General features: G+C 67.6%; 28 protein-coding genes and 1 tRNA gene. 13 read left to right on the top strand and 16 right to left on the bottom strand.

Going from position 1 to position 26274, the window contains the following annotated elements:
* Positions 1-2: 2 nt before the first annotated feature.
* The 5 genes from ggt to rsmD all read right to left on the bottom strand — a co-directional run bounded on the left by ggt (position 3) and on the right by rsmD (position 3728).
* Positions 3-1703, bottom strand: a complete 1701-nt coding sequence (gene ggt / locus QRN34_RS18885) for a gamma-glutamyltransferase (RefSeq protein WP_285407002.1) — start codon at positions 1701-1703, stop codon at positions 3-5.
* Between the two features lie 65 nt (positions 1704-1768).
* On the bottom strand, positions 1769-2026 hold the full coding sequence (locus QRN34_RS18880; protein WP_036137077.1) for a YfhL family 4Fe-4S dicluster ferredoxin: 258 nt from the start codon (positions 2024-2026) through the stop codon (positions 1769-1771).
* Positions 2027-2106: 80 nt separating this feature from the next.
* Positions 2107-2610 carry a hypothetical protein gene (locus tag QRN34_RS18875; RefSeq protein ID WP_285406996.1) on the bottom strand — a complete coding sequence of 168 codons (504 nt, stop codon included), beginning with the start codon at positions 2608-2610 and terminating at the stop codon, positions 2107-2109.
* A gap of 17 nt (positions 2611-2627) precedes the next feature.
* Positions 2628-3131, bottom strand: a complete 504-nt coding sequence (coaD, locus tag QRN34_RS18870; protein WP_036137081.1) for a pantetheine-phosphate adenylyltransferase — start codon at positions 3129-3131, stop codon at positions 2628-2630.
* Positions 3132-3158: 27 nt separating this feature from the next.
* A complete protein-coding gene (gene rsmD / locus QRN34_RS18865) occupies positions 3159-3728 on the bottom strand; it encodes a 16S rRNA (guanine(966)-N(2))-methyltransferase RsmD (RefSeq protein ID WP_285406993.1) in 570 nt (189 codons plus the stop codon).
* A 64-nt stretch (positions 3729-3792) separates the two neighbouring features.
* Here rsmD and ftsY point away from each other — a divergent pair, with 64 nt between their 5' ends.
* From ftsY to QRN34_RS18840, 5 genes are all read left to right on the top strand, one after another.
* Positions 3793-4944, top strand: a complete 1152-nt coding sequence (gene ftsY / locus QRN34_RS18860) for a signal recognition particle-docking protein FtsY (RefSeq protein ID WP_285406990.1) — start codon at positions 3793-3795, stop codon at positions 4942-4944.
* A 28-nt stretch (positions 4945-4972) separates the two neighbouring features.
* Positions 4973-6085 carry an AsmA family protein gene (locus QRN34_RS18855; protein ID WP_285406987.1) on the top strand — a complete coding sequence of 371 codons (1113 nt, stop codon included), beginning with the start codon at positions 4973-4975 and terminating at the stop codon, positions 6083-6085.
* Positions 6082-7128: an A/G-specific adenine glycosylase gene (mutY, locus tag QRN34_RS18850; protein ID WP_285406985.1), complete on the top strand. Its 1047-nt coding sequence runs from the start codon at positions 6082-6084 to the stop codon at positions 7126-7128. The genes QRN34_RS18855 and mutY overlap by 4 nt, the downstream gene beginning before the upstream one ends.
* Positions 7125-7403, top strand: coding sequence for an oxidative damage protection protein (locus tag QRN34_RS18845; protein ID WP_285406982.1), 279 nt, complete (start codon positions 7125-7127; stop codon positions 7401-7403). Before mutY ends, QRN34_RS18845 begins: the two co-directional genes overlap by 4 nt.
* Before the next feature lie 66 nt (positions 7404-7469).
* Positions 7470-7545: transfer RNA gene (locus QRN34_RS18840), tRNA-Phe, on the top strand.
* A 1-nt stretch (position 7546) separates the two neighbouring features.
* On the opposite strand, the gene QRN34_RS18835 is transcribed toward QRN34_RS18840, so the two are convergent.
* Positions 7547-7720, bottom strand: coding sequence for a hypothetical protein (locus QRN34_RS18835; RefSeq protein WP_185754184.1), 174 nt, complete (start codon positions 7718-7720; stop codon positions 7547-7549).
* Positions 7721-7785: 65 nt separating this feature from the next.
* Here QRN34_RS18835 and QRN34_RS18830 point away from each other — a divergent pair, with 65 nt between their 5' ends.
* Positions 7786-8598 carry an NAD(P)-dependent oxidoreductase gene (locus tag QRN34_RS18830; protein WP_285406976.1) on the top strand — a complete coding sequence of 271 codons (813 nt, stop codon included), beginning with the start codon at positions 7786-7788 and terminating at the stop codon, positions 8596-8598.
* 82 nt (positions 8599-8680) lie between these two features.
* Positions 8681-9352 carry a YoaK family protein gene (locus QRN34_RS18825; protein WP_285406974.1) on the top strand — a complete coding sequence of 224 codons (672 nt, stop codon included), beginning with the start codon at positions 8681-8683 and terminating at the stop codon, positions 9350-9352.
* Between the two features lie 14 nt (positions 9353-9366).
* On the opposite strand, the gene QRN34_RS18820 is transcribed toward QRN34_RS18825, so the two are convergent.
* A complete protein-coding gene (locus QRN34_RS18820; RefSeq protein WP_285406972.1) occupies positions 9367-10485 on the bottom strand; it encodes an NADH:flavin oxidoreductase in 1119 nt (372 codons plus the stop codon).
* 87 nt (positions 10486-10572) lie between these two features.
* Here QRN34_RS18820 and QRN34_RS18815 point away from each other — a divergent pair, with 87 nt between their 5' ends.
* Entirely contained in the window at positions 10573-10962 is a 390-nt protein-coding gene (locus tag QRN34_RS18815) for a helix-turn-helix domain-containing protein (protein WP_285406969.1), read from the top strand.
* A 12-nt stretch (positions 10963-10974) separates the two neighbouring features.
* On the opposite strand, the gene QRN34_RS18810 is transcribed toward QRN34_RS18815, so the two are convergent.
* On the bottom strand, positions 10975-11457 hold the full coding sequence (locus QRN34_RS18810; RefSeq protein ID WP_285406967.1) for a hypothetical protein: 483 nt from the start codon (positions 11455-11457) through the stop codon (positions 10975-10977).
* Between the two features lie 165 nt (positions 11458-11622).
* On the opposite strand from QRN34_RS18810, the gene QRN34_RS18805 reads away from it, so the two are divergent.
* Positions 11623-12456: an endonuclease/exonuclease/phosphatase family protein gene (locus QRN34_RS18805; protein WP_285406965.1), complete on the top strand. Its 834-nt coding sequence runs from the start codon at positions 11623-11625 to the stop codon at positions 12454-12456.
* Positions 12457-12481: 25 nt separating this feature from the next.
* Here QRN34_RS18805 and QRN34_RS18800 read toward each other — a convergent pair whose 3' ends face one another.
* Together QRN34_RS18800 and QRN34_RS18795 are read right to left on the bottom strand one after the other, a co-directional pair.
* Positions 12482-12994, bottom strand: coding sequence for a nuclear transport factor 2 family protein (locus tag QRN34_RS18800; RefSeq protein WP_285406964.1), 513 nt, complete (start codon positions 12992-12994; stop codon positions 12482-12484).
* 85 nt (positions 12995-13079) lie between these two features.
* Entirely contained in the window at positions 13080-14312 is a 1233-nt protein-coding gene (locus QRN34_RS18795; RefSeq protein WP_285406961.1) for an acyltransferase, read from the bottom strand.
* A 198-nt stretch (positions 14313-14510) separates the two neighbouring features.
* On the opposite strand from QRN34_RS18795, the gene parC reads away from it, so the two are divergent.
* Positions 14511-16751 (top strand): DNA topoisomerase IV subunit A, encoded by a 2241-nt coding sequence (gene parC / locus QRN34_RS18790; RefSeq protein WP_285406958.1) that lies wholly within the window; start codon positions 14511-14513, stop codon positions 16749-16751.
* A gap of 9 nt (positions 16752-16760) precedes the next feature.
* Here the strand turns inward: parC and QRN34_RS18785 are convergent, their stop codons facing one another.
* Entirely contained in the window at positions 16761-17249 is a 489-nt protein-coding gene (locus QRN34_RS18785) for an 8-oxo-dGTP diphosphatase (protein ID WP_285406956.1), read from the bottom strand.
* A 103-nt stretch (positions 17250-17352) separates the two neighbouring features.
* Between QRN34_RS18785 and QRN34_RS18780 the strand changes: the two genes are divergently transcribed.
* The gene (locus QRN34_RS18780) at positions 17353-18165 is read left to right on the top strand and encodes a phosphodiester glycosidase family protein (RefSeq protein ID WP_285406953.1); all 813 of its coding nucleotides are present in this window, start codon (positions 17353-17355) and stop codon (positions 18163-18165) included.
* A 3-nt stretch (positions 18166-18168) separates the two neighbouring features.
* Here the strand turns inward: QRN34_RS18780 and dapE are convergent, their stop codons facing one another.
* The 5 genes from dapE to map all read right to left on the bottom strand — a co-directional run bounded on the left by dapE (position 18169) and on the right by map (position 23962).
* Positions 18169-19302: a succinyl-diaminopimelate desuccinylase gene (dapE, locus tag QRN34_RS18775; RefSeq protein WP_285406950.1), complete on the bottom strand. Its 1134-nt coding sequence runs from the start codon at positions 19300-19302 to the stop codon at positions 18169-18171.
* Positions 19299-19655 (bottom strand): Spx/MgsR family RNA polymerase-binding regulatory protein, encoded by a 357-nt coding sequence (locus tag QRN34_RS18770; protein WP_285406948.1) that lies wholly within the window; start codon positions 19653-19655, stop codon positions 19299-19301. The genes dapE and QRN34_RS18770 overlap by 4 nt, the downstream gene beginning before the upstream one ends.
* Positions 19656-19658: 3 nt before the next feature.
* Positions 19659-20486: a 2,3,4,5-tetrahydropyridine-2,6-dicarboxylate N-succinyltransferase gene (gene dapD / locus QRN34_RS18765; RefSeq protein ID WP_285407028.1), complete on the bottom strand. Its 828-nt coding sequence runs from the start codon at positions 20484-20486 to the stop codon at positions 19659-19661.
* A complete protein-coding gene (gene glnD, locus QRN34_RS18760) occupies positions 20473-23043 on the bottom strand; it encodes a [protein-PII] uridylyltransferase (protein ID WP_285407025.1) in 2571 nt (856 codons plus the stop codon). The genes dapD and glnD overlap by 14 nt, the downstream gene beginning before the upstream one ends.
* A 151-nt stretch (positions 23044-23194) precedes the next feature.
* Positions 23195-23962: a type I methionyl aminopeptidase gene (map, locus tag QRN34_RS18755; RefSeq protein ID WP_036137111.1), complete on the bottom strand. Its 768-nt coding sequence runs from the start codon at positions 23960-23962 to the stop codon at positions 23195-23197.
* Between the two features lie 324 nt (positions 23963-24286).
* Between map and rpsB the strand changes: the two genes are divergently transcribed.
* Together rpsB and tsf are read left to right on the top strand one after the other, a co-directional pair.
* Positions 24287-25147 (top strand): 30S ribosomal protein S2, encoded by an 861-nt coding sequence (gene rpsB, locus QRN34_RS18750; protein ID WP_036137114.1) that lies wholly within the window; start codon positions 24287-24289, stop codon positions 25145-25147.
* Between the two features lie 86 nt (positions 25148-25233).
* Positions 25234-26112, top strand: coding sequence for a translation elongation factor Ts (gene tsf / locus QRN34_RS18745; RefSeq protein ID WP_036137116.1), 879 nt, complete (start codon positions 25234-25236; stop codon positions 26110-26112).
* The last annotated feature ends 162 nt before the right edge of the window (positions 26113-26274 follow it).

The raw sequence follows: 26274 nt of genomic DNA, 5'->3' as shown, positions 1-26274 counted from the left end.
TCCTATTGCACCTTACCCAGGCCGGACGGACGCCGCGGATCGCTGGCGGCCTCGAGCTTGCCGGTGCGGCGGTCCCAGGTCACCACGTTCATGAACCCCCACGGCGAGCGGTTCTTCAGCACATGGCCCATGTCGGTCAGTGTTTTCGTGGTGGCATCGTCGAACACACCGGCTTCCACGTCCACGCGATCGGGCAGGTACTGGTGGTGGTAGCGTTTCTGCGCGGCAATCTCGGACGCGCTCTTGCCGTCGACGAAAGCGAGGATGCCTTCCAGCACCTGGGTGATGATGGTGGAGCCGCCGGGCGAGCCGATGACCGCCGTGCGATCCGCGCCGAACACGAAACTGGGCGACATCGACGAGAGCATGCGCTTGCCGGGGGCCGGCGCGTTGGCCAGTGCACCGCGCAGGCCGAACGCGTTCGGCTGCCCTGGCACCAGCGCGAAATCGTCCATCTCGTCGTTGAGCACCACACCGGTGCCGCCGGCGACGAAGGCCGAGCCGAACTCGAGATTGACCGTGAGCGTGGAGGCCACCATGTTGCCGTCGGCATCGATCACCGAGAAATGCGTGGTGTGCATGCCCGGCTCCGGCGCCATGGAGGTGGGCAGCAGGTCGGAGGGGGTGGCCTTGTCCGGGGAGATCGTCGCGCGCAGGCCGTCGGCGTAATACGGCGACAGCAGCATGTCGAGCGGCATCTTCACGAAGTCCGGATCGCCCAGGTACTCGTTGTGGTCACGGAACGCCCGGCGCATGGCTTCGATGGTGAGGTGCGTGGCATGCGCCATGTCGAGCTTGGTCAGGTCGAAGCCGGAAAGGATGTTCAGCACCTCGGCAATGGCCACTCCGCCGGAGGACGGCGGCGGCGCCGTGACGATACGGAACCCCTTGTAGTTCACCGTGAGGGGCTGGCGCTCCTTGACCTTGTAGGCATCCAGATCGGCCGCTGTCCAGTTGCCGCCCGCCGCACGCGACGACGACACCAGCAGCTTCGCGGTCTCGCCCTTGTAGAAGCCGTCGTGCCCCTTGGCGGCAAGGCGCTCGAGCGTGTTGGCGAGGTCGGGCTGGCGCAATGTCCAACCCGGCGACGGCACCGCACCACCCGGCAGGTAGATCGCCGCGGACGACGGGTAACGCGAAAGCACCGCCTGGCGATCCTCGATGGCACCGAGGAAGCGCGCATCCGGCTGGAAGCCTTCCCGCGCGATGCGGATGGCCGGCGCCAGCGACGTGGACAACGGCAGCTTGCCGTAGTGTTCGGCCATCCACACCAGGCCGGCCGGCTCACCGGGAATGCCTGACGACAGCGGGCCGTTGGTCGAAGTATCGCGGTTGGGCTTGCCGTCGCTGCCGACGTAGGCCTTCATGTCCACGGCCTTGGGCGCGGCCTCGCGCGCATCGATGAACACGTCGCGGTTGTCCGACGCGCGATGCAGCAGCGCCATGAAGCCGCCGCCGATGCCGGAGCTCTGCTGCTCAACCACGGCCAGCGTGGCCGAGACCGCCACGGCGGCGTCGAAGGCGTTGCCACCCTTGCCCAGCACTTCGAAGCCGGCGTTGGTGGCAAGGAAATTGGCGCTGGCGATAGCCGCGTGACCGGGGCCGCGCGAGGCCGTGGCGGTGTCCCTGGCGGCGGACGCACCGGCACCGAGGACAAGGACGAGGCTCGCGACGAGCACGCGCCATGACGGAGCATGGACCATGGATGTTGTCTCCGGACAGGAAAATTCTCTGCCCACGAGGGTACCGCATGGCGCCCTGGCGGGTCTCAGGAAGCGGCCCGGGCCATCAGGTGTTCGTACTTAAGCCGCAGCTGGTCCTCGGTTTCCACGCGATCCGGGTCGTGGGGAATGCACTCCACCGGGCACACTTCCACGCACTGCGGGTTATCGAAATGGCCGACGCATTCGGTGCAGAGGTCCGGGTCGATCACGTAGTACTGCTCGCCCAGGGAGATGGCCTTGTTGGGGCACACGGGCTCGCAGACGTCGCAGTTGACGCAGGTGTCGAGGATGATCAGGGACATGGTGGCATTTTACCCCCATAACGGAAGAAGGCGCCGCGGGTGCGGCGCCTTCTTCATCACGGACCGGTAGGCCGGGCCGTTTACATCTGCACGAAGCGGACGGTGGCGCCGGTCGGGGTCAGGGCGTCGGTGACACGCTGCTGGTCGGCCTGGTCGCCGATGAACAGCACGATGACGTTCTTGAACGAGCCCGCATTGGCACCCTTGAACGCCTCGACGATCAGGTCGGCGGTCTTGGTCGACTCCGGGCCGCCGAACACCAGCATGTTGCCCGGCGTTACGCCGCGGGCCACGGTGCCCTGTACGTTCTCGAGCTGGCGGGCGCGGCCGTCCTGGCCGTTCTGGTCGTCACCGGCCGGCACGAAGTACGGGAACGGACGGTCGGCCGTCATGCCTTCCATGTTCTTGCGCACGATCTGGCCGAAGTACTGGCTCCAGGCCTTGGTATCGGTCGGGTTGGAAGGCTTGGCGACGGCGGCTTCCTGCTGCGTGGCTGCCTGGTCGGCGTCTTCCGACTTGTTGCAGGCGGAAAGGGCCAGGGCGGCGGTCAGGGCCACGGACGCGGCGAGGACGAACTTACGCATGATGATCACCTTTGGTTTCAAGAGTTGCGCCAGCGCTGGCGCATGGCCTGCTGCACCGCCGGATGCACGAAGCCGGAAATATCGCCACCCAGGCGACCGATTTCACGCACGAGCGAGGAGGAAATGAAGCTGTACTGCTCAGCCGGGGTCAGGAACAGCGTCTCGGCCTGGGGAATCAGGTGACGGTTCATGCTGGCCAGCTGGAATTCGTATTCGAAGTCGGACACGGCACGCAGCCCGCGCAGGATCACGCCGGCACCGATTTCCGTGACGAAGTGGGCCAGCAGGCAGTCGAAACCGCGCACCTCCACGTTCGGCAGGTCGGCCAGGGCCAGCCGCGCCAGGGCGATACGCTCGCCCAGGCTGAAGCCCGGGCCCTTGTTGCGGCTTTCCGCCACCGCGACCACGATGCGGTCGAACAGCGGGGCAGCACGCGACACCAGGTCGGCGTGACCGTTCGTGATGGGGTCGAACGTGCCGGGATAGACGGCAAGTCGCGGATTGGCCGGCGCAGGAGTCATGGACACTAAGGTCAGGGAAATCGCGGGCTAGCTTAACGGATCAACCGGGGCGCGGCGATAGAGGGCGTAGGCGACTTCACCGGCATGGCCCTGGCGGTGCGGACGCCATGTGTCGGGCAACGTGAAGGAGGCCTCGCACGGGGCCTCGACATAAATCCATGCCGTGGGGCTCAACCAGCCCCCGGCCTCCAGCAGGGCCGCGGTGTCCGCCCAGGCCGACAGGGCGAACGGGGGGTCCAGGAACACCACGTCGAACGGGGTGGCCGGGCCCTTCAGCCGGCGAGCCACGTCGTCGCCGATCACCTCCCCCGCTGTCTTCAGGCGCGAAAGGTTGTCCCGCAGCGCCGCGGCCAGACGCGTGTCGCGCTCGACGAAGGTCACCGCCGCCGCGCCGCGCGACAGGGCCTCGATGCCCAGCGCGCCCGTACCGGCGAAGGCATCCAGGCAGCGCGACCCGGCAAGCACAGGCTGCAGCCAGTTGAACAGGGTTTCGCGCACACGCTCGGCGGTAGGCCGCAGCCCGGGCAGTTCGGGGACGGCCAAGCGGGAGTTGCGCAGGGTTCCGCCGATGATGCGGATGCGGCCGGTGGCGGTCATCGCTCAGCGGCCAGTGTGGGCGGGAGTGCTAGCATTCGCCCATTGTCTTTGAATCCCTCGCGCAATGCTCAAGTTCTGGAAAAAGAAGCCCGCCGCCCCCGCCCCGACGGACGCCCCGGCCACGGACGACCGTGTCGATCGCACAGCCGATCCGGCCGCTACCGACCTGGGCACCCTGGTCGCCGAGGCGCTGGCCGAGACGGTCGCGCCCGAGCCGGAAGCCCCCGAGGTAGAACCTGCGGCCGAGCCGGCCGTAGTGGTCGAGGCCGCGCGCGAGGCCGATCCCGTGCCGGAAACCGCCGCCAGACGTAGCTGGCGCGATCGCCTCTCCGGCAGCGGCTTCGCCAAGAGCCTGGGCGCGCTGTTCGTGCGCCACCCCAAGCTCGACGACGACCTGCTCGACGAGCTGGAAACCGCCCTGATCACCGCCGACGTGGGCGTCGACGCCAGCACCCAGCTCGTCGAAGGCCTGCGAAAGCGCATGCACAAGCGCGAGTTCGCCGACGCGGGCGTCATGCTCAAGGCCCTGCGCGACGAACTGGTCGCCCTGCTCAAGCCGGTGGAGCGACCGCTGGACGTCTCCACCCACACGCCTTTCGTGATCCTCACCGTCGGCATCAACGGCGTGGGCAAGACCACCACCATCGGCAAGCTGGCGCGTCGCTACGTGGACGAGGGCCGCGGCGTGATGCTGGCTGCCGGCGACACCTTCCGCGCCGCCGCCGTCGAGCAGCTGAAAACATGGGGCGACCGCAACAAGGTGCCCGTGGTTTCGCAGGGCCAGGATGCGGACTCCGCCAGCGTCATCTTCGATGCCCTGCAGGCGGCGCGCTCGCGTGGCACCCAGGTGCTGATCGCCGACACCGCCGGCCGTCTGCACACGCAGGGCGGCCTGATGGACGAGCTGGGCAAGATCGTCCGCGTGATGAAGAAGCTGGACGGCGCCGCACCGCACGAGGTGCTGATGGTGATCGACGGCACCACCGGCCAGAACGCGATCAGCCAGCTGCGCCAGTTCCGCGACACGGCGGGCGTCACCGGCCTGGTGGTGACCAAGCTGGACGGCACCGCCAAGGGCGGCGTCATGTTCGCGCTGGCCCGCGAGTTCGGCCTGCCGATCCGCTACGTCGGCCTCGGCGAAACCGCCACCGACCTGCGCGTGTTCGATGCGGCCGCCTTCGTCGACGGGTTGCTCCCGGCCAACCTCGGCGGCTGATGACAGGCATGGCGCACAGGTCGACTTCGTGACCCGTCGACTGCGGATCGGCCTGCTCGCCGTTGCCGGCCTGCTTGTCGTTTTCCTGCTCGCCGCGCTGATCGCCATGTACGTGGTGCTGCAGCCCGAACGGTTCACCGCCATGCTGCAGTCGCGCGCGGAGGCCGCCGGGCTCGACCTCGGGCTGGCCAATCCGGCCAGCCCCACGCTGTGGCCGAAACCTGCGCTGGAACTGGAAGGCCTTACCCTGCGCGCACGCGGCTCCGGCACGCCATTGATCGTGGCATCGCGCGGCAAGCTGGTGCTGCCCTGGCGCACGCTGCTAGGCGGCGAAACCACGGTGTCGCGGCTGGAGCTGGAAGGCGCGCGCATCGACATGGATGCGGTGTCCGCCTACCTCGACACACTGCCGCCGCAGCCCTCGACGTCCGGTGCCTTCCTGCCGGGCATCGACGCAGGATTCAGTATTTCGCGCGGCACGCTGACCCGCGGCAATCGCCTGCTGATGTCCGATGTGGACATCGACGCGGGGCGCCTCGCCAACGGCCGCGCGTTCGATCTCACGCTGTCCGCCCTGATCGACGACCAGCACTATGCGATGACACTGAGTACGCGACCGCTCCTGGCCCATGGCGTGCTTACCCTGGGCGAGTTACAGCTGGACCTGTCCAGCGACGATCGTTTCGCCGCTTCCTTGCAGGGCTCCGCCACGTGGCGCGGCGGCGCCGACGTCGGCGCGTCGCTCGCCGGCCGCGCGACACGGCACGATGCACCGCCGCTGGACATCGTGCTGGGCATGACGCCGGCGAACGAGAAGGACCCGCTCTCGGTGGCGCTGAAGGTCGACAGCCCCACCGAGCATGTCGATGTGCGCGTGCCGCCGCTGGCCGTGGCCCAATGGTGGGCTGGCATCAACGCCGGCGGCACGCCGACGCTGCCGCCCCTGCTGGGCACGGTGGACGCGCAAACGGTGGATGCAGGCTCGGTGCACGTGAAGGGCCTGCGCATTCGTGCCACGGCGGACGACGCCTCGGCTCCCCCGGCATCGGCATCGACATCGGCGCCCGCCGGGACCGCCACCGCGCCGACACCTGCGCCCGCGCGCACCGCCACCGCAGCGAAGACAGGCTCCGCGCGATGAACCCCTTCGCCCGCGAGCTGCTGCGCTGGTACGACCATCACGGCCGCAAGGACCTGCCCTGGCAGCACCCGCGCGACGCCTACCGCGTGTGGCTGTCGGAGATCATGCTGCAGCAGACGCAGGTGGTCACCGTGATCGGTTACTTCCAGCGCTTCGTGCAGCGCCTGCCCACCCTTGCATCGCTGGCGGCGGCCGACGAAGACACCGTGCTCGCGCTGTGGTCCGGCCTGGGCTACTACCGTCGCGCGCGCTTCCTGCATCGTGCCGCGCAGCTGTGCGTGGAGCGGCACGGCGGCGAGCTGCCGCGCGACCTCGACGCACTGATGGCCCTGCCCGGCATCGGTCGATCGACGGCCGGCGCGATCCTGGCGCAGGCCTACGGACTGCGGCACCCGATCCTGGATGGCAACGTCAAGCGCGTGCTCACCCGATACCACGGCATTGCCGGGCATCCGGGCGAAAGCGCCGTGGAAAAGCGCCTGTGGATACACGCGGACGAGCACACGCCCGCCGAGCGCACCGCCGACTACACGCAGGCGATCATGGACCTGGGCGCCACGCTGTGCATACGCAGCAAGCCGGCCTGCCTGCTGTGTCCACACGCCGCCACGTGCGTCGCCCATCGCGACGGCCTGACCGCTGTGCTGCCGACGGCCAAGCCCGGCAAGAAGATTCCCACCCGCGCCCTGGCGATGCTGCTGCTGCGCGATGCGCAAGGCCGCATCTTGCTGGAGAAGCGCGGCCCGCAAGGCGTGTGGTCGGGCCTGTGGAGCCTGCCCGAGGCGACCGATGCCGAGGCCGCACCCGCCGCCGCGCTGCGCCTCGCACGCGTGGGCCAGCCCGACGCCCTGCCCGCCTTCACCCACGTGTTCAGTCACTACCGGCTGGACGTATCACCCATCCTGTTCGACCATGCGGCCCCGCTGGCCGCCGCGGCCGATCGCGACGACCGCCGCTGGTGCTCGCCCGGCGAGCTGGCCGCGCTGGGCCTGCCCGCCCCCGTTCGCACGCTGCTAGACAATCTTCCGGAGATATCCCCATGACCCGCATGGTCCACTGCGTCAAGCTCGGCCGCGATGCCGAAGGCCTCGACTTCGCCCCCTGGCCCGGCGACCTGGGCAAGCGCATCTACGAAGGCGTGTCCAAGGAAGCCTGGGCCCAGTGGCTGTCGCACCAGACCATGCTGATCAACGAGATGCGCCTGTCCCCGCTGGACCCGAAGACCCGCGGCTTCCTCAGTGGGGAGATGGAGAAGTATTTCTTCGGCGGCGACGTGATCCAGCCCGCCGGTTACGTGCCGCCCGAACAAGAGGCTTGACGCGGGGGCGCTCACCCGATTTAATACGCGGCTCCACACGCCGCGACGATCGTCGCAGGCACTCGTGGCTCGGTAGCTCAGTTGGTAGAGCAGGGGATTGAAAATCCCCGTGTCGGCGGTTCGATTCCGTCCCGAGCCACCATTTATTCATTGAAAAGGCCTCCCTTGCGGTGGCCTTTTTCATGCATGCATTTCTTCAAGCAGGCATCAGTGCTTCTGACGGTAAATGTGATTGCTATCGCGATTTCCGACTGATTGAGGCGCTTCTGCTCGCCCTTCGTCAAATGACCGTTGTGCTTGGCCTCGTCGACTTCCATTCAGCTTCGCTTCGAGGCGGGCGCCTCACACCGACAGCCTTTGCCAAACCGGGGCGACGAACACGGTGTCCGAGCAAACGCCGCCAATGAGCGGACAAGCTAAACCGTCCCTTATGCACGCTAAAATGCTCCGACAACTACAAGAGTTATCGATGGCATTGCGGCGGGTATTGGTCACAGGGGCCGGTGGCAGGATTGGCTCTGCTTTTTACATGTCGCAAGGCACCCGCTTCGATCTGCGGCTCGCGGATATCAATCCAGGCAGCCTGCCTGATTCGTCGGGAAAAGTGGTGCTCGACGTAACCGACTACGCTGCGTGCCTCAAGGCTTGCGAGGACATGGATACCGTGCTCCACCTGGCGGCCGATCCCAACCCCGATGCACCGTTCATGGAGTCGCTGCTGCCGATAAATATCGTCGGTACCTACAACATGTTGGCCGCGGCCCAGGCACAAGGCTGCAAGCGCTTCATCTTCGCCAGCAGTGCCCAAGCGATCGAGGGCTACCCGACGGATGTCCAGATCGATGAAGATGCACCGGCACGACCGGGCAACCTTTATGGCGCGAGCAAAGTTTTTGGGGAAGCCATGGCTTCGCTGCACTCGAACGATGGATCAATGACCACGGTCGCCGTGCGTATAGCAAACGTGGCCGACTTCAAGGCAGGTGAGACACATAGCGCAAGAGACGTGGCTGCGTTCGTCAGTTACAGAGACGTGGTTGCACTTCTTGCCCGTTGCATCGAGGCGGAATTACAGGGCTTCACCGTTGTGAACGGGGTTTCCGACAACCGTTACAAGCGTCTTTCCATCGAGAAGACGAAACGCGCGATCGGCTATGCCCCACGTGACGATGCATTCGAGATTCTCGGACTGTAGCGATCAGATCGTTTCCAGGTCGCGTGCATACACGGCATCACTCCCTTCCCACACTGCGCCAACAGACACGGCATCCCACCAAATGATCCCCGCATTTCCCCGATGGATCTGGCTATGGGCCATCAGCCTCCCCTTCGTGGCGGGCGCGGTCAACGCCTCGGCGCTTCTCGCCCTCCAGCACGGCGGCGTCACCCACCTCACCGGCGTCAGTACCGAGGCAGCCCTGGGCATGGCCAGTGCGGACGCCAACCTGCTGGGCCACGCCGGCCTGGTCATCGGCCTCTTCACCGCCGGGTGCGCGATCAGCGCATGGTGCATTCGGACCGAGCGATGGCGGGCCAGCCACGCGGCAGCACTCATGCTGCTCTTCGAGGCCATGCTACTGGGCGCCGCGGCCTGGTCCATCGACGTGTATCCCGCGCGTGCGGCGTGGCTTTGCGCGCTGGCCATCGGCCTGCAGAACGGCACCACATCGTTCGTCACCGGCGCGGTGCTTCGCACGTCGCACCTCACGGGCATGTTCACCGACCTGGGCATCACGCTCGGCCAGTGGCTGCGCGGCGCAGCCCCTGACGTCCGACGCGCCCAGGTCAGTGTGCTGGTCATCACCTGCTTCATTGCCGGCGCGACGGCAGGGGCCGTCCTCCATGCAGGCCATCCACGGGCGGGCCTGCTTTTGCCGGCGGCCCTGGTCATCGTCAATGCGGCGATGACGATGTACTGGTGCCGCCGGTCGAGCCGACCCTACGCGTAGCCAGCCCGCAAACCTCAGACCAGCTCGGCCAACGACGCCGGATCGAACGACTTCATCTTCTCGGTCTCTCCCGCACGCACCTTCGACACCCAATCCGGATCGGCAATCAACGCACGACCCACGGCGATCAGGTCGAACTCTTCCCGCTCCAGCCGCTCGGCAAGACGCTCCACGCCCACCGGCGACGACGTCTCGCCGCCGAACGAAGCCAGGAACTCACCGGAAAGCCCAACCGACCCGACCGAGATCGTCGCGGCGCCGGTGACCTTCTTCGCCCAGCCGGCGAAGTTGAGGCCGTTCTCTCCGTCGATCTCCGGAAACTCCGGGTCCCAGAACCGCCGCTGCGAGCAGTGCAGTACATCCACGCCCGCATCGACCAGCGGCGAAAGCCAGGCCTCCAGCTCGGCCGGTGTCGGCGCGAGGCGGGCCTTGTAGTCCTGCTGCTTCCACTGGCTGACACGCAGGATCAGCGGCATGTCCGGACCGATGGCGGCGCGGACGGCGGCCACCACTTCACCGGCAAAGCGCGAACGCTCGGCCAGGGTTGCGCCGCCGTAGCGGTCGGTGCGCTCGTTGGAGCCCTGCCAGAAGAACTGATCGATGAGGTAGCCGTGTGCACCGTGCAGCTCGACCACATCGAAACCCAGGGCCTTGGCACTCGCCGCCGCGCTGGCGAAGGCGGCCACGGTGTCGGCGATGTCTTCGTCGGTCATGGCCACGCCGTTGGCATCGCCCGGGCCGTTCAGGCCCGACGGGCTCTCCTTCGGCGCCGGCGGATTCCAGCCGGAGCGGCCGTGGGTGGCACCGGTGTGCCAGATCTGCGGGCCCATGCGGCCGCCGGCCGCGTGTACCTCGTCGATGACACTGCGCCAGCCGGCCAGGGCCGCCTCACCGAAGAACGAGGGGATGTCGCGCTCGTTACGCGACGCGGGACGATCGATCACCGTGCCTTCCGAGAGGATCAGGCCGACATCGCCGGCGGCGCGGCGACGGTAATAGGCGGCGTTCGCCTCGCCGGGCACGCCCTCCGGAGCGAACGTGCGCGTCATGGGCGCCATGACGATGCGGTTTTTAAGGGTCAAACCCTTGATGGTGAAGGGACGAAACAGCGGATCGACGGCGGCCTGGGACATGAGATTTTTCGCATTGGAGGATGCGCCGCATGGTATACGCGATATACTTGGCGTCAATAAGGCACTTGCAGGCGCTCAGGTATATCCATGGAAACCACCCTATCGCCCACGTGCAGTCCCGAGCGGTTTTCCGCCGGCTGCCCCAGCCGCCTGCTGTTCGAGCAGGTGACCGACAAGTGGTCGATGATGGTGCTCACCGTGCTGCACAGCGGCCCGCTACGCTTCAATGCGATCAAGCGCCAGCTGGAAGGCGTTACGCAGAAGGCCCTGACCCAGTGCCTGCGCCGGCTTGAGCGCAACGGTCTGCTGACACGGACGATCCTGCCGGCAGCGCCCATCGGCGTGGAATACGCCCTGACCGATCTGGGCCGCTCGTTGCATCGGCCGTTCAAGGCGCTTTACGCGTGGATGCACCAGAACCTCGACGAGGTGGACGCGGCGCGTCAGCGCTACGACGCCAGATCGGGCGACACCTGAGCGAGCGGTGGATCAGGTCGTGACGTCCCGCCCTTGTTCCGCGATGCAACGCTGCAGGCTCTGCTCCAGCGCGCGCCCTTCGTCGATGTGCGCCTCGGGCACGGTGTCTTTCGCCAGCACGCGCCGGACATAACCCACGCGTGTCTCCATCGACACGCGCAAGGCCTCACGTGCATCGTTGCCGCAGGGCGTGCGCGGCTTCCAGGCCGCGAGTGCTTCGATACGGGGCGGAAGTGCCGCCAACCGCTCCGGCTGGACCGCGGCAGGCGCCGCGCGCAGTTGCTCCACGCGCGATGCCCAGTCGCTGGCGAAGGCGCGTAGATCGCGTACATCCGCGTCCTGGGCGACGGTATCCGCCTTGCGCACGCGATGCGACTCGGTGATGGCGAGGAAGGTGGTGGTGGCCGAGGCGATGAACGCCACCAGGATGACGATGATCGCCGTCCGCCGACCGTTCGAGCCGGAGGGCGTTGCGTTGCGGTCGGCTTCGGTCATGGCGGGATCCCGGATTCCATCGAATGGCGGACGGTCATTCTGCACCATCGGCCGTCGTGCGGTGGGCGGCGCGATGTCGCGTCGCTGCAGAAAGGCGGCTTCATGCCGTTACGGCGTTACGTCGCTATAGTCGGGCGATCCCTCCCCAGAAGGACGCCGACCCGCATGCTTCGCTTTCGCCACTTCGCCCTGATCGCCGGCCTGGCCGCCGCCTTCGTCACGCCCGCCATGGCGGACGACCTGAAAGTCATGACGTTCAACGTACGCACGATGACCGGCAACGATGGACTGAACGACTGGCCGCACCGACGCGACCTGTTCGCCGATACCATCCGTCAGCTGCATCCGGACATCGTCGGCACGCAGGAGCTATACAAGGCACAGGGCGACGACACCGTGGCGCGGCTGCCGGAATACACCTGGTTCGGTCGCGACCGTTTCGGTGAGCACCGGGACGAGCACATGGGCATCTTCTACCGGAAGGATCGCCTGAAGGTGATCGAATCGGGTGACTTCTGGCTGTCCGACACGCCGGACAAGGTGGCCAGCATCACCTGGGGCAACGTGTTTCCGCGCATGGTCAACTGGGCGCTGTTCGAGCGGCTGTCGGACCACAAGCGGTTCTACCTGCTGGACACGCATTTTCCGTACCGCGACCAGGACGAGGATGCCCGCTCACGCAGTGCGCACCAGATCGCCGCATGGATCGCGAAGCTTCCCGCCCATGTACCGGTGATCCTCACGGGCGACTTCAACACGGGACCGGAGAGCGAGACGCACAAGGCGCTCACGGCCACGTTCAAGGACGCGTGGATCGCCGCGCCGACGCACACCGGCCCGGCGGAGACCTTCCACGACTTCACCGGCAAGGCGACCAAGCGGATCGACTGGATTCTCTACCGGGGCGTCGAAGCGACGTCCGCGCAGACGGTCACCACGTCGAAGAACGGGCGCTATCCCTCCGATCACTTCCCCGTGCAGGCAGACTTCGCGCTCTGATCCGGCACACGCCGCGTCCGTGCGCTCAGGCCTGCGGCCGGGGCGCCATGGGTGCGGCAGGCGGCGTGGGTGCCGAGGGCTGCTGGGGCGCCGACGGGCTGCGCGGCGGAACGCCGGTGTATTGCGCCGAGGCCAGGCGCCAGCCATCCGCGCCCTTCACGACCGACGCGCCCAGCGTGAGGCGATGCTCCGTACCCTTCACCGTGAACACAACGGACGCCGTGACGAAGGCGGTATCGCCGTTTACACGGGACACCACGTCGCGCAAGGCAACGGGCGGCGCCGTGGTTTTCTTCTCGGGCGCATAGAAGCCCAGCACGGCATCGCGCTCGTCCACCTCACCGCGCGGCGACACCTCGACGAAACGCGGCAGCAGCACGTCGCGCAACGCCGCCACGTCGAATGCATGCTCGGCGGCGACGTAGCGGGATACGGCCGCCTCGGCCGTGACGGACGGGGCACCGGCGGCCGCAGACGTGGCGGCGCCGGCGCAAGCGAGCAAGGACGCGGACAGCAGGACAAGACGACGACGCGACATGGTGGGCCCCTGGTTTCCTGGATGGAGCCCCGATCATCGCGGTAGCACCGGGGCGCCGCATGGCCCGTTCGTCACGCGCCTCGCATCAGCCCGCTTTCTCCAGCGGGCGACGACGGTGATAACGCACCCGCCGCCGGAAACCGTCAGCGCTGCGCAGCGCCACGGTGCGCACCGCCGAGCGCGGCGCCGGGAACACCCATGCGGCCAGCCGGATGCCCCAACGGTCGAAGGTTCGGTCGAACACCATGGCCGCGGCGATGACCACCGCGAAGGTCACCGGCACCGTGATCAGTGCGGCCAGCACCGGATCGAGCGCGAAGCGTCCCGCAATCTGGATGAAGCACCAGGCAGAGACGCTGAGCAGGATCGGCAGGTGGACGAGGTAGAAAGCATAAGAGATGCGCCCCATGAACTGGGCGGGACGGCTCTGCAGGAGGCGATCCAGGCAACCGCAACGCACGATATAGAGCAGCAGCACGCCACCCAGCACGTTGAAGAAGGCCTTGCGCTCGTTGTCGGCCAGCGGCAACACGCGGGTCCAGTCGTACCACGGCGACGCGTCGAAGCCGCCGAAGATCACCACACCGATCGCCGCCAGCGCCAGCCACGTACGCGACCGGGTCAGTCGGGCCTCGCCGATATGGCTGCCGGCCAGGAACGCCGTGTAGTACGGCCAGTCGTGCGGGAAAAACCACGCCAGCAGCGCCACCGCGAAGACGAAATTCAACGGCGCGGCACGCCCCGGCAGCGTGAGCGACCGGTAGGCGAAGACGAACATCGACCCAAGCAATTCGATCTTCATCGTCCAAAGCGTGGGATTGAAGCGCGACCAGCCGCCGAGGATCGTGCCGTAGGTACCGTCGCGCAGGGCCTCCATCAGGTCGGCCGGCTTCTTCCAGAAGTCCGCCAGCCAGTGCGAGCCGGACAGCGCGCCCGCTTCCACCGCGTGGCTCCAGCCCATCGCCATGACGAGCCAGGCGAACATGACCGAGCCGAAGATGGGCACGCCCAGGCGAAGGTAGCGGCGCGACGCGCGCAGGCGGAACACCGTGGCGTCGCCGTTCTCGATGAACGACTTGGTCAGCACGTAGCCGCTCAGGACGAAGAAGATGCAGACGGCGAACTGCCCGTTCCAAAGCACCGACAGCGGCGGGAAGGCGATCACGTGGTCGACCACGCCCTGCATGGCGGCCGGCGTGGTCGTATCCGGGTAGATCCACGCGAAGCCACCGGGCAGGAAGGCCAGGAAAAGATGGCACAGCAGCACATTGACCGCGGCGAGGCCACGCAGGCCGTCGGCTGAGGTGTCTTTGATCATCGTGCTTCCCGTGGAAAACGGCCATGGAAGCAAGCTGCGCTTTGCCCTGCGGTGAACGCAGGATTTTGCGTTCGGCTCCGCTTCGGGAAGATGAAGGGCGGGTGACGGCCGAGGTCCGGTCTTCGCTCCTGAGACCGCTTTCTGGCACCATCCTCCGGCTACGACGCGCGGACGCGCGCCTGCCGGACAGCCAAACCCATGAATCTGCAAGCCAATTACGAACAGATCCCCCTTAAGGACTACGCCGAGCGGGCCTATCTCGACTATTCCATGTACGTGGTGCTGGACCGCGCCCTGCCCTTCGTGGGCGACGGGTTGAAGCCGGTCCAGCGCCGCATCGTGTACGCCATGAGCGAGCTGGCACTGGGCGCCACGGCCAAGCCGAAGAAGTCCGCCCGCACCATCGGTGACGTCATCGGCAAGTTCCACCCCCACGGCGACTCAGCCTGCTACGAGGCCATGGTGCTGATGGCCCAGCCCTTCTCCTACCGCTACCCGCTGGTGGACGGCCACGGCAACTTCGGCTCGCCGGACGACCCGAAGAGCTTCGCGGCCATGCGCTACACGGAGTCGCGCCTCACCCCCATCGCCGAGGTCATGCTGTCCGAGCTGGGCCACGGCACGGTGGACTGGGTGCCGAACTTCGACGGCACGATGAACGAGCCCTCGTGGCTGCCCGCCCGCGTGCCGCACGTGCTGCTCAACGGCTCCATGGGCATCGCCGTGGGCATGGCCACCGATATCCCGCCGCACAACCTGCGCGAGGTGGCCAGCGCCTGCATCCGCCTGCTGGACGACCCGGACGCGACCATCGCGGACCTGTGCGAACACGTGCAGGGTCCGGACTACCCCACGGATGCCGAGATCATCACGCCGCGCCGCGAGCTGGCGGCGATGTACCAGAACGGCGTCGGCTCGGTCCGCGCGCGCGCCGTCTACGTGCGCGATGACGGCAACATCGTCATCACCGCCCTGCCCCACCAGGTCTCGCCGTCCAAGATCCTCGAGCAGATCGCCGCGCAGATGCGCGCGAAGAAGCTGCCGATGATCGAGGACCTGCGCGACGAGTCCGACCACGAAAACCCGATCCGCCTGGTGCTGGTGCCGCGCTCAAGCCGCGTGGACGCGGACGAGATGATGCAGCACCTGTTCGCCACGACGGACCTGGAAAAGAGCTTCCGCGTCAACATGAACATGATCGGCCTGGACGGGCGGCCGCAGGTGAAGGATCTGAAAATGATCCTGAGCGAGTGGCTGCGCTTCCGTACCGATACGGTCACGCGACGGCTCACCCACCGGCTGGGCCGGGTCGAGCGCCGCCTGCACATGCTCGAGGCCTTGCGCATCGCCTACCTCAACATCGACGAGGTGATCCGCATCGTCCGCACGGAGGAAGAACCCAAGCCCGTGCTGATGGCGCGCTTCCGCCTGGACGACGAGCAGGCCGACTACATCCTCGAAACCAAGCTGCGCCAGCTGGCCCGCCTGGAAGAGTTCAAGATCAACGAGGAACGCGACAAGCTGGAGGAAGAGCGCGCCCGCATCAACGTGCTGCTGAAGTCGCCGGCAAAGCTGAAAAGCCTGATCAAGGAAGAACTACGCGGCGACGCCGAAAAATTCGGTGACGAGCGCCGCTCCCCGCTGATCGAGCGCAGCGTGGCGCAGGCGCTGGACGAAAGCGCGCTGGTCGCCTCCGAGCCGGTCACCGTGGTGCTCTCGCAGAAGGGCTGGGTACGCGCCGGCAAGGGCCACGAGATCGACGGCGAGGCCCTGTCCTACCGCGACGGCGACAGCCTGCTGGCGATCGCACGCGCGCGCACCACGCAACAGGTGGCCTTCATCGACTCGACCGGCCGTGCCTATGCCACGGCGGCGCACACGCTGCCCTCGGCCCGCGGCAACGGCGAGCCGCTCACCGGGCGGTTCAGCCCCCCGGCCGGCGCCCGCTTCGACGCCGTGGTGGCCGCGGACAACGACACCCGTATCGTGCTGGCCACGGATTTCGGCTACGGCTTCGTCACCCGCTTCGAGGCGCTGACCGGCCGGCAGAAGGCCGGCAAGCAGATCATCAGCCTCAGCGACGGCGCGCGCGTGCTCACGCCGACGATCACTGCCGATCCGTCGCGCGACCGCATCGTCGTCGTCACCGGCGAAGGCCACCTGCTGATGTTCTCGGTGGCCGAGCTGCCCGAACTGGACAAGGGCAAGGGCAACAAGCTGATCGATATCCCCAAGGCCAAGCTGGCCTCGGGCGAGGAACGCGTGGTGGGCATCGCCGTGGTCGCCGAGGGCAAGGGCGAGGTCACCCTCTATGCGGGGCAGCGCAAGCTCACGCTGAAATGGGCCGACCTGGTCGAGTACGGCGGCAGCCGTGCCACACGTGGCGGCGTGCTGCCGCGCGGCCTGCGTCGCGTGGAGCGGATCGAGACCACCGGCTGACCGGCCGGGCTAGATCCGCGTCACGCTCCACGACACCAGCCGCCCCTGCTCGTAAGGCATCACGCCATGGAACGGGCGGGGGTCGGCGTCGAACACCATCGGCAGGAAATGCCGGTCGCCTTCCCACATGGGCACGGTGTCCAGTTCGTCCAGCGCCACCCACTCCAGTGCGCCTTCCGGGTTGGATTCCAGGCACGTGCCGGTATACCGGTCGATGACGAAGATGAAGCCCAGCCAGTCCTCGCCGTTCTTGCCGAAGCCCGGCCAGTTGAGGGTGCCGCGCAGGCGCATGTCCACGCACTCGATGCCCGCTTCCTCGCGAATTTCGCGGCGCATGCAGGCGGCGATGTCCTCGCCCGGCTCCATCTTGCCGCCCAGGCCGTTGTACTTGCCCAGGTGCTGGTCGTCCTGGCGGGCGTTGCGGTGGATCAGGAGCACGCGGCGACCGTCCGGCGACAACACGTAACCGAGCGTGGCGACGATGGGCGTATAGGGCATGACGATGACGACACCGTGGAAAAGCCCGGGAGTTTACCCTCCCCCGCGCGAAGACGGCGATTCACCCCTTGCGTCGTCCCGGCGACCCGGCGACCATCCACCCATGCGCCGCCCGCCCCTTCCCCGTTTCGATCGCACGTTCCTGCTCCGCGCCCTCACCGCCATCCTGGTCACCGCGTCGGCCCTGGGCTGTGCGCCGGCCGCGGATGCCGTGGACGGGCAGGACATCGTCTTCGACAGCCAGTCGTATTTCGCCGTCACGGTGGATACCCGGCAGGAGGACATCGAGCTGCGCTGGCGCAATCCGGACACGGGGCAGCCGTTCGGCGGCATCGGGGCCCTGAAGACCTGGGCGGCAGGCAAGGGCCGGCCGCTGGCCTTCGCCACCAACGCAGGTATTTACGACCGCGAGTTCAAGCCGCTGGGCCTGTTCGTCGAGGACGGCAAGACGATCGTGCCGCTCAACCTGGTCCACGGCAACCCGCGCTCGGGCAATTTCTCGCTGCTGCCCAACGGCGTGTTCGCCGTGTACGACGATGGCAGCGTGGCCGTCACCTCCACCGAGGCGTTCCGCGACGCGGGGCGCAAGCCGCGCTTCGCCACCCAGTCCGGGCCGATGCTGGTGATCGACGGCGAGGTCAATCCGCAGTTCGACAACGGCTCGGACAGCATGAAGTGGCGCAGTGGCGTGTGCGCGAAATCCGCGCACGAGGCCGTGTTCGTGGTCAGCCGCGCGCCGGTCAACTTCCACAGCTTCGCCCGCCTGTTCCGCGACCAGCTGGGCTGCCGCGATGCGCTGTTCCTGGACGGCACCATCTCGCAGGCGTACACGCCTGACGACGGCTACGCCGGCGCGCCGGCGTTCATGACCAAGCCCTATGCGGGCATCGTGGCGGTGTTTCCGAAAAAACGCTGAGCGCTAGGCGAGCATCCGTGCACAGATGGCCTCGTAGAGGTCGGGCAGGCGCTCCAGGTCGGCGATGGACACGCACTCGTCCACCTTGTGGATGGTCGCGTTCACCGGCCCCAGCTCGATCACCTCGGCGCCCATCGGCGCGATGAAGCGGCCGTCGCTGGTGCCGCCGCCGGTGCTCTGCTCCGGATCGATACCGCACAGGTCGCGGCATACCTCGACCACCACCTCGCGCAGGCGGCCTCCCGGCGTGGCCAGGAACGGATGGCCGGACAGGTGCCAGTCGACGGCGAAGTCCACCTCGTGTGCGCGGAGGATCGCCTCGGCGCGTTCGCGCAGGCCGTCCGCCGTGCTGGCGGTGGAGAAACGGAAATTGACCAGCGCCACCAGCTCACCGGGAATCACGTTGTTGGCACCCGTGCCCGCGTTGAGGTTGGACACCTGGAACGAGGTGGGCGGGAAATCCGCATTGCCTTCGTCCCAACGCTCCGCCGCCAACGCCGCCAGCGCGGGCGCGAACGCATGGATCGGGTTCTTCGCTTTTTCCGGGTAGGCCACATGGCCCTGCACGCCGCGCACGGTCAGCGTGCCGGAGAGCGAGCCACGCCGGCCGACCCGGATCAGGTCGCCCAGGCGTTCCTTCGCCGACGGCTCGCCGACGACGCAGGCGTCGATGCGCTGGCCCACCGCCGCGAAGTAATCCACCACCTCGCGCACGCCGTGCAGCGCCACGCCTTCCTCGTCGCTGGTCAGCAGCAGGCCCAGCGTGCCGGCGTGATCCGGATGCGCGACGACATAGCGCTCCAGCGCCACGACCATGGCCGCGACCGAGCCCTTCATGTCCGCCGCACCGCGGCCGTAGAGCACGCCATCGCGCTCGGTGGGCTCGAACGGCGGCGAGACCCAGGCCGCTTCCGGCCCGCTGGGCACCACGTCGGTGTGCCCGAGGAACGCCAGTACCGGGCCGTCCTGGCCGTGGGTGGCCCAAAGGTTGTCGACGTCGCCGAAGCGCAGGTGCTGGATGCGGAAGCCGACGGCGGCAAGGCGTCCGGCAATCAACGGCAGGCAGCCGGCGTCGTCGGGCGTGACCGAACGGCGGCGGATCAGGTCGCGGGTGAGGTCGAGAACGGCGGAGGTCATGGCGTGCCGAAACGCTTCTTGAAGGCGTTGTCGCTGAAGCCCACCGTGACCTCGTCGCCGTCGACGACGACAGGGCGCTTGATGAGTGCAGGGTACTCTTTCAGCAGCAGCGTCCACTCGGGATCGCTGCGCGGATCCTTGCGCTGCGGCAGTAGCGTGCGCCACGTGGTCGAGGCCTTGTTGACCAGCTTCTCCCAGCCGCCCAGGTGCTCCGCCCACGCCTTGAGCGTGGCGGGGGGCACCGGCTGCGCACGGTAATCGACGAACGCGTGCGGCACGTCGAACCGGGTCAGCCAGTTGCGGGCTTTCTTGCAGGTGTCGCACTGCGGCAGGCCGTAGACGGTGATCGCCATGGCTCAGTCCCCGCTGCGCAGCAGTTCGTTGATGCCGGTCTTGGAGCGCGTCTTCTCGTCCACCTGCTTGACGATGATGGCCGCGTACAGGCTGTGGCTGCCGTCCTTCGCCGGCAGGCTGCCGGAGACCACGACGCTGCCCGCCGGCACGCGACCGTAGGAAATCTCGCCCGTGGCGCGGTTGTAGATGCGGGTGGACTGGCCGAGGAACACGCCCATGCCGATCACCGAACCCTTCTCGACCACCACGCCCTCGACCACCTCGGAACGCGCGCCGATGAAGCAGTTGTCCTCGATGATGGTCGGATTGGCCTGCAGCGGTTCCAGCACGCCACCGATGCCCACGCCGCCGGAAAGATGCACGCCCGCACCGATCTGCGCGCACGAGCCCACCGTGGCCCAGGTGTCGACCATGCTGCCCGCGCCCACGAAGGCACCGATGTTGGTGTAGCTGGGCATCAGCACCACGTCTTTCGCGATGTGCGCGCCACGTCGCACCAGCGCACCCGGCACCACGCGCGCGCCCAGCTGCGCGTACTCCATGGCGTCGCCGTCGGTGAAGCGCAACGGCACCTTGTCGAACGCGCTGGACGGACCACCGTCCACCACCGTGTTGCCGTTGATGCGGAAGTACAGCAGCACGGCCTTCTTCAGCCACTGATTGACCTTCCAGCCGCCGTTGCCATCGGGCTCCGCCACGCGGCGCTCACCGGACTCCAGCAGGCCCAGGACCTGCTCGACCGCCTCGCGCAGGTGGCCCTCGATGTCGTTCTGGGTCAGGTCGGCACGACGCTCGAAGGCATCGTCGATCAGGGATTCAAGCGTTTGCATCTGCATGTACGACAGTCCTGGGGTTTTCGAAACCGATATGGCGAAGCAGGCAAGCGCGCAGGATCTCCCGGCGCTCGGCGGAGAGGGAGGCGTTGCCGCGATCGGTCAGCTGGAAGAAATCCTCGACACGCTCACCGAACGTCGCGATACGCGCATCATGCACGCGCACCTCGGCTTCGGCCAGCGCCTGGGCCACGGCCGCCAGCAGGCCGGGGCGATCGGTGCACACCAGCGCCAGCTGCGTGCGCTCGCCCGCGTCGACGAACTCGATGCGCGGCGTCATCTGGAAATGCCGCAGGTGGCGCGAGAGGCTGCGCTTGGGCGGCCCCTGGCCGGCGGGCTGCTCCAGCGCACGACGCAGGCGCAGGCGCAGTTCTTCCGCGCGCTGCAGCGACGCCGGCGCCTGCGAATCCGATTCCAGCAGCAGGAAGGTATCCAGCGCCATGCCGGTGCTGGACACGAGCACGCGTGCCTCGACCACGGAGAAGCGCAGGCGGTCGAGCACGGCGGTGACCGTGGCGAACAGGCCGTCGCGATCGCTGGCGTAGATGAACAGCTCGGTGCTGCCGCGCACGGAAAACGGATGGACTTCCACCAGCGGCGTGACGCCGCGCGAGCGCAGGATGGCGGCGGTCTGCCAGGCGATCTGTTCCGGGCGATGGCGCAGGAAACTGCCGTCGGGAAATTCCGCCCAGACCTGGGCTACTTCATCCGCGGCCACGTGCTCGCCGACCAGGATGCCCAACGCGCGCTCACGGCATTCGCGCACGCGCATGCCCGCATGCGACGGCGGGGTGAGGTCGCTGCGCAGCGCGAAGCGCGTGGCCGTATAGAGGTCTGCCAGCAGCCGATCCTTCCAGGCGTTCCACAGCTTCGGGCTGGTGCCGATGATGTCGGCAATGGTCAGCAGGTAGAGGTGGTCGAGGTGTTCCCAGTCGCCCACCGTGGCGGCGAAGCGGTGCACCACGTCGGGATCGGTGATGTCCTGGCGCTGGGCGGTAGTGCTCATCAGCAAGTGATGGCGGACCAGCCAGGCGACGAGATCGACATCGTCGTCGCCCAGGCCCAGGCGTGCACAGAAGGCACGCGCGTCTTCCTCGCCCAGCACCGAGTGATCGCCGCCCCGGCCCTTGGCGATGTCGTGGAACAGCGCGGCCAACAGCATCAGTTCGGGTTTGTCGATGTGCGGCCAGATCTCGCAGCCGATGGGGAAGTCGCGCCGTGCGGCGGGGTCGGCGAAACGCGCCACGTTGCGCAGCACCCGCAGCGTGTGCTCGTCCACGGTATAAACGTGGAAGAGGTCGTACTGCATGCGCCCGACCACCTTACCGAAGGCCGGCAGCACGGCGGCCAGCAGGCCATGGCGGTTCATCCGCCACAAGGCCTCCACCGCCGGGGCGCCACGACGAAGCAGGGTGAGGAAGGCGCGCAGCACCTCGGGGTCGTCGGCCAGCGACTCGCCATGCGACGAGGCCGCATGCTGGATACGCCGCATGGTGTCGGCGGTAAAGCCAGCGATGCCGGGCTCGTCCAGCCGCGCGATGAATATCTCCACCAGCGCGGCCGGGCGATGCACGAACAGGTCCGGGTCGCGCACGGCGATGCGTGCCCCGTAGCGCACGTAGTCGCGCCCCACGTCCTCGGGCCGGGTCTGCGGATCGAGCATTTCCTCGAAGCGCTCCACCAGCTGCGTGCCGGAACGCTCGATCTGGGTGGCCGCGCGGTAGTAGCCCTGCATGAACTGCTCGACGCCCAGGTTTTTCGCGTGCTCGTCCTCGAAGCCCAGCCGGGTGGCCAGCGCGCGCTGGTAGTCGAACAGCAGGCGCTCCTCGGCGCGCCCCGCCTCCAGGTGCAGCGCATAGCGGTAGCGACGCAGGGTTTCTTCCGCGTCGGTCAGCCGGGTGGCCTCCACCGGCTCGAGCAGGCCTTCGGCCACCATGGCGTCGAAATCGGGGGCGTCCGCGAGGCGACGCCCCAGCCAGCGCAACGCGTCCAGGGTGCGCAGGCCGCCGGGGCCGTCCTTGAGGTTGGGTTCGAGGTTCTGCGCGGTGTCGTCGTAGCGGGCATGGCGCGCGTCACGCTCGGCCAGGCGTGCCGCCAGGTAGGCCCGCGGGGGCCAGAGCGCGGGGTCGTCCAGTATCCCGCGCAGCTCCTGGGCAAGGATGGGCCAGCCGGCCAGGCGCTTGGCGTCGAGCAGGCTGGTGAAGACGCTCGCCTCCGTCGCGGCCAGCTCGCGGCATTGCGCCACGGTGCGCACCGCGTGACCCGGCTTGAGGCCGATATCCCACAGGCAGCCGAAGAAGTTCTCCAACGCGCGATACAGCGCCGGCGAGCTTTCGCCTACCAGGGCCAGCAGGTCGACGTCCGACGCGGGAAACAGCATGCCGCGCCCGAACCCGCCCACGGCGAACAGGGCGGAGGCGGCGATGTCGCCCAGGCAGGCACCCCAGGCGTGCACCACGACGCGCTCGACGATCTCGGCGCGGCGGCGGGCCAGCGCCGAGGCGTCCTCGCCCTCGTTGAAGGCGACGGTGAGGGCGCGATCCACATCGCCCATCAACTGGCGGAGCGCACGGCGTGCTTCGGGCGACACGCCCGAGCGGGGCACCACGGCGGGCAGGCGCGGAAGCGGCGGAAGCGTCACGGCGAAGCCCTCGATGGCTGTGGCAGGGAACGGACAGCGGCCGGGCGGCCGCGTCGATGGAACGTCAGGCGGCGTCCGGCCAGGGCGTGAGGATCTCGAAACCGGTATCGGTCACGGCCACGGTGTGCTCCCACTGGGCGGACAGCGAGTGGTCCTTGGTGACCACCGTCCAGCCGTCGGGCAGCGACTTGGTCTGCGGCTTGCCGGCGTTGATCATCGGTTCGATGGTGAAGGTCATGCCGGGCTTCAGCTCCAGGCCCGTGCCGTTGCGCCCGTAATGCAGCACCTGCGGCTCGTCGTGGTAGACCTTGCCGATGCCGTGGCCGCAGTACTCGCGCACCACCGAGAAACCGGCGGCCTCCGCGTGCTTCTGGATGGCGGCGCCGACATCGCCCAGGGTGGCGCCCGGCCTGACCGCCTCGATGCCCTTCATCATGGCCTCGAAGGTGGTATCGACCAGGCGGCGCGCGAGGACGCTGGGCGTGCCCACAAAATACATGCGGCTGGTATCGCCGTGCCAGCCGTCCTTGATGACCGTGACATCGATATTGACGATGTCGCCGTCCTTGAGGACCTTGGTCTCCGTGGGAATGCCGTGGCAGATCACGTGGTTGACCGAGGTGCACACGGTCTTCGGAAAGCCCCGGTAGCCCACGTTGGCGGGCACGGCCTTCTGCACGTTCACGATGTGGTCGTGGGCCAGGCGGTCCAGGTGCTCGGTGGTGACGCCGGGCTTGACGTGCGGCACCAGCATGGCCAGCACCTCGGCGGCCAGACGGCCGGCCTCGCGCATCAGCTGGATCTCTTCGGGGGTCTTGGGTACGACGGGCATGGCGGCTCTCTCTTGGTTCTTTGCCCTGCAGGGGAACGGGCCTGCCTGCGGAAATGGCGGCGCCCCCACCGGAATTCCACCCGATCTTGCGGCAGGGCGGCCCCGGAGGCTACAATTAGCGAGTTTTGCTGTCCGGCGAAGCCACGCGAACGTGGCCACGGCGGCGATACGAACCGCGATTGTAACCGGTCGCACCCAACGCCACACACGCATCGGCACCGCCTTCGGGGTGCCTGGTTCGAAAGAACCGGGTCGAAGCCGGGGATGCGTGGAGGTCCCAACCCCCTCAGAACCGCTCGATGCGGTTCGCCCAGGAGTCATTCCATGGCACAAGTCACCATGCGCGAAATGCTGGAAGCCGGCGTTCACTTCGGCCACCAGACCCGTTACTGGAACCCCAAGATGGCGCCGTACATCTTCGGTGCCCGCGGCAAGATCCACATCATCAACCTCGAGAAGACGCTCCCGCTCTTCACCGACGCGATGAACTTCCTCTCGGGCCTGGCCCAGAAGGGCGGCACCATCCTCTTCGTCGGCACCAAGCGCTCCGCCCGTGAGTCGCTGGCCGAAGAAGCCGCGCGCGCCGGCCAGCCGTTCGTCACCGCCCGCTGGCTCGGTGGCATGCTGACCAACTTCCGTACGGTCAAGCAGTCGGTCGCCCGCCTGAAGGAACTGGAAGCCGCCGAAACCGACGGTTCGTTCGAGAAGCTGGTCAAGCACGAAGTGCTGGCCCGTCGCCGCGAGCGCGACAAGCTGCAGAACTCGCTGGGCGGCATCAAGGACATGAACCGCCTGCCGGACGCCCTGTTCATCGTCGACATCGGTCACGAAGACATCGCCGTCCAGGAAGCCCGCAAGCTCGGCATCCCGGTGGTCGCCGTCGTCGATACCAACTACGACCCGGCCCTCGTCGACTACGCCATCCCGGGTAACGACGACGCCATCCGCGCCATCCAGCTCTACGCCCGCGCCGCCGCCGACTCCATCCTGGAAGGCAAGGCCGCCTCGCCGAACGCCGCTCGTGGCGATGCCAACGAGTTCGTCGAGATGGACGAGGAAGGCAACCCGGTCGCGAAGGACAGCGCCCCGCGTGGCGATCGTCGTGGCGCGCCGGACAAGAAGGGTGCCCCGCGTCGCGAAGGTGGCCGTGACGGCGGCCGTGATGGTGGTCGTGGTCGCGCGTAAGCGCCCCACCCCGTCACCGCTCCATCGTCCCATCCGGCGCCGCGGCACACCCGCCGCGGCGCCCATCAAACCTTTGAGGAACTACCATGGCTGAGATTTCCGCCAAGCTCGTCAATGAACTGCGTCAGCGTTCCGGCGTCGGCATGATGGAGTGCAAGAAGGCGCTCGTCGAAAACAATGGCGACATCGAAGTGGCGATGGAATGGCTGCGCAAGAACGGCATGGCCAAGGCTGACAAGAAGGCCGACCGCGTTGCCGCCGAGGGCCTGATCGCCGTCGCGCAGAAGCCCGGCGTCGCCACCCTGGTCGAAGTCAACAGCGAAACCGACTTCTCCTCGCGCAACGAGCAGTTCATCCAGTTCACCAAGGACGTCGCCAACGTCGCCCTCGAGTCCGGCATCGACGACATCGCCGCGCTCAAGGCCGCCAAGCTCGGCGACACCACGGTCGAGGAAGGCGCCAAAGCGCTCACCCTCACCATCGGCGAGAAGTTCGACGTGCGCCGCATGGCCAAGGTCGAAACCCAGGACATCATCGGCGCGTATTCGCACAGCGGCCGCATCGGTGTACTGGTGGCGCTCAAGGGCGGCTCGGAAGAGCTGGCCAAGGGCATCGCCATGCACGTCGCCGCGATGAACCCCAAGTTCGTCAAGGTCGAAGACGTCCCGGCCGATTTCCTCGCGAAGGAAAAGGAAATCGAGCTCTCCAAGATGACTGACAAGGACAAGGCCAAGCCGGCCGACATCCTCGACAAGATCGTCTCGGGCAAGGTCAACAAGATCCTCGCCGAAGTGACCCTCGTCGGCCAGCCGTACGTGCTGGACGGTGACGTCACGGTCGCCGAAGCCCTCAAGAAGGCCGGTGCCGAGATCATCTCGGTGCAGCGCCTGGCTGTCGGCGAAGGCATCGAGAAGGTCGTCGACGACTTCGCCGCCGAAGTCATGAAGCAGGCGGGTCTGGCGTAAGCCAAACGCCCTGGCGACACCCGAAAGAGCCGCGAGCAATCGCGGCTCTTTTTTTGTTTGGGCAACTGGCTGGGCGGGCTCGCCTTCGGCATCGCGTTGGGCCTTGAGCCGTGGAGCAAGAGCCGGCGGGTGCCACCCTCGGGGCCACGCCTGCGGCGACCC

The organism is Luteibacter sp. ME-Dv--P-043b, from assembly GCF_030209605.1.
In the GTDB taxonomy this organism is placed as follows: domain Bacteria; phylum Pseudomonadota; class Gammaproteobacteria; order Xanthomonadales; family Rhodanobacteraceae; genus Luteibacter.
Note: the sequence above shows the minus strand (reverse complement) of the source record. Positions and strands in the feature narration are given on the sequence as shown.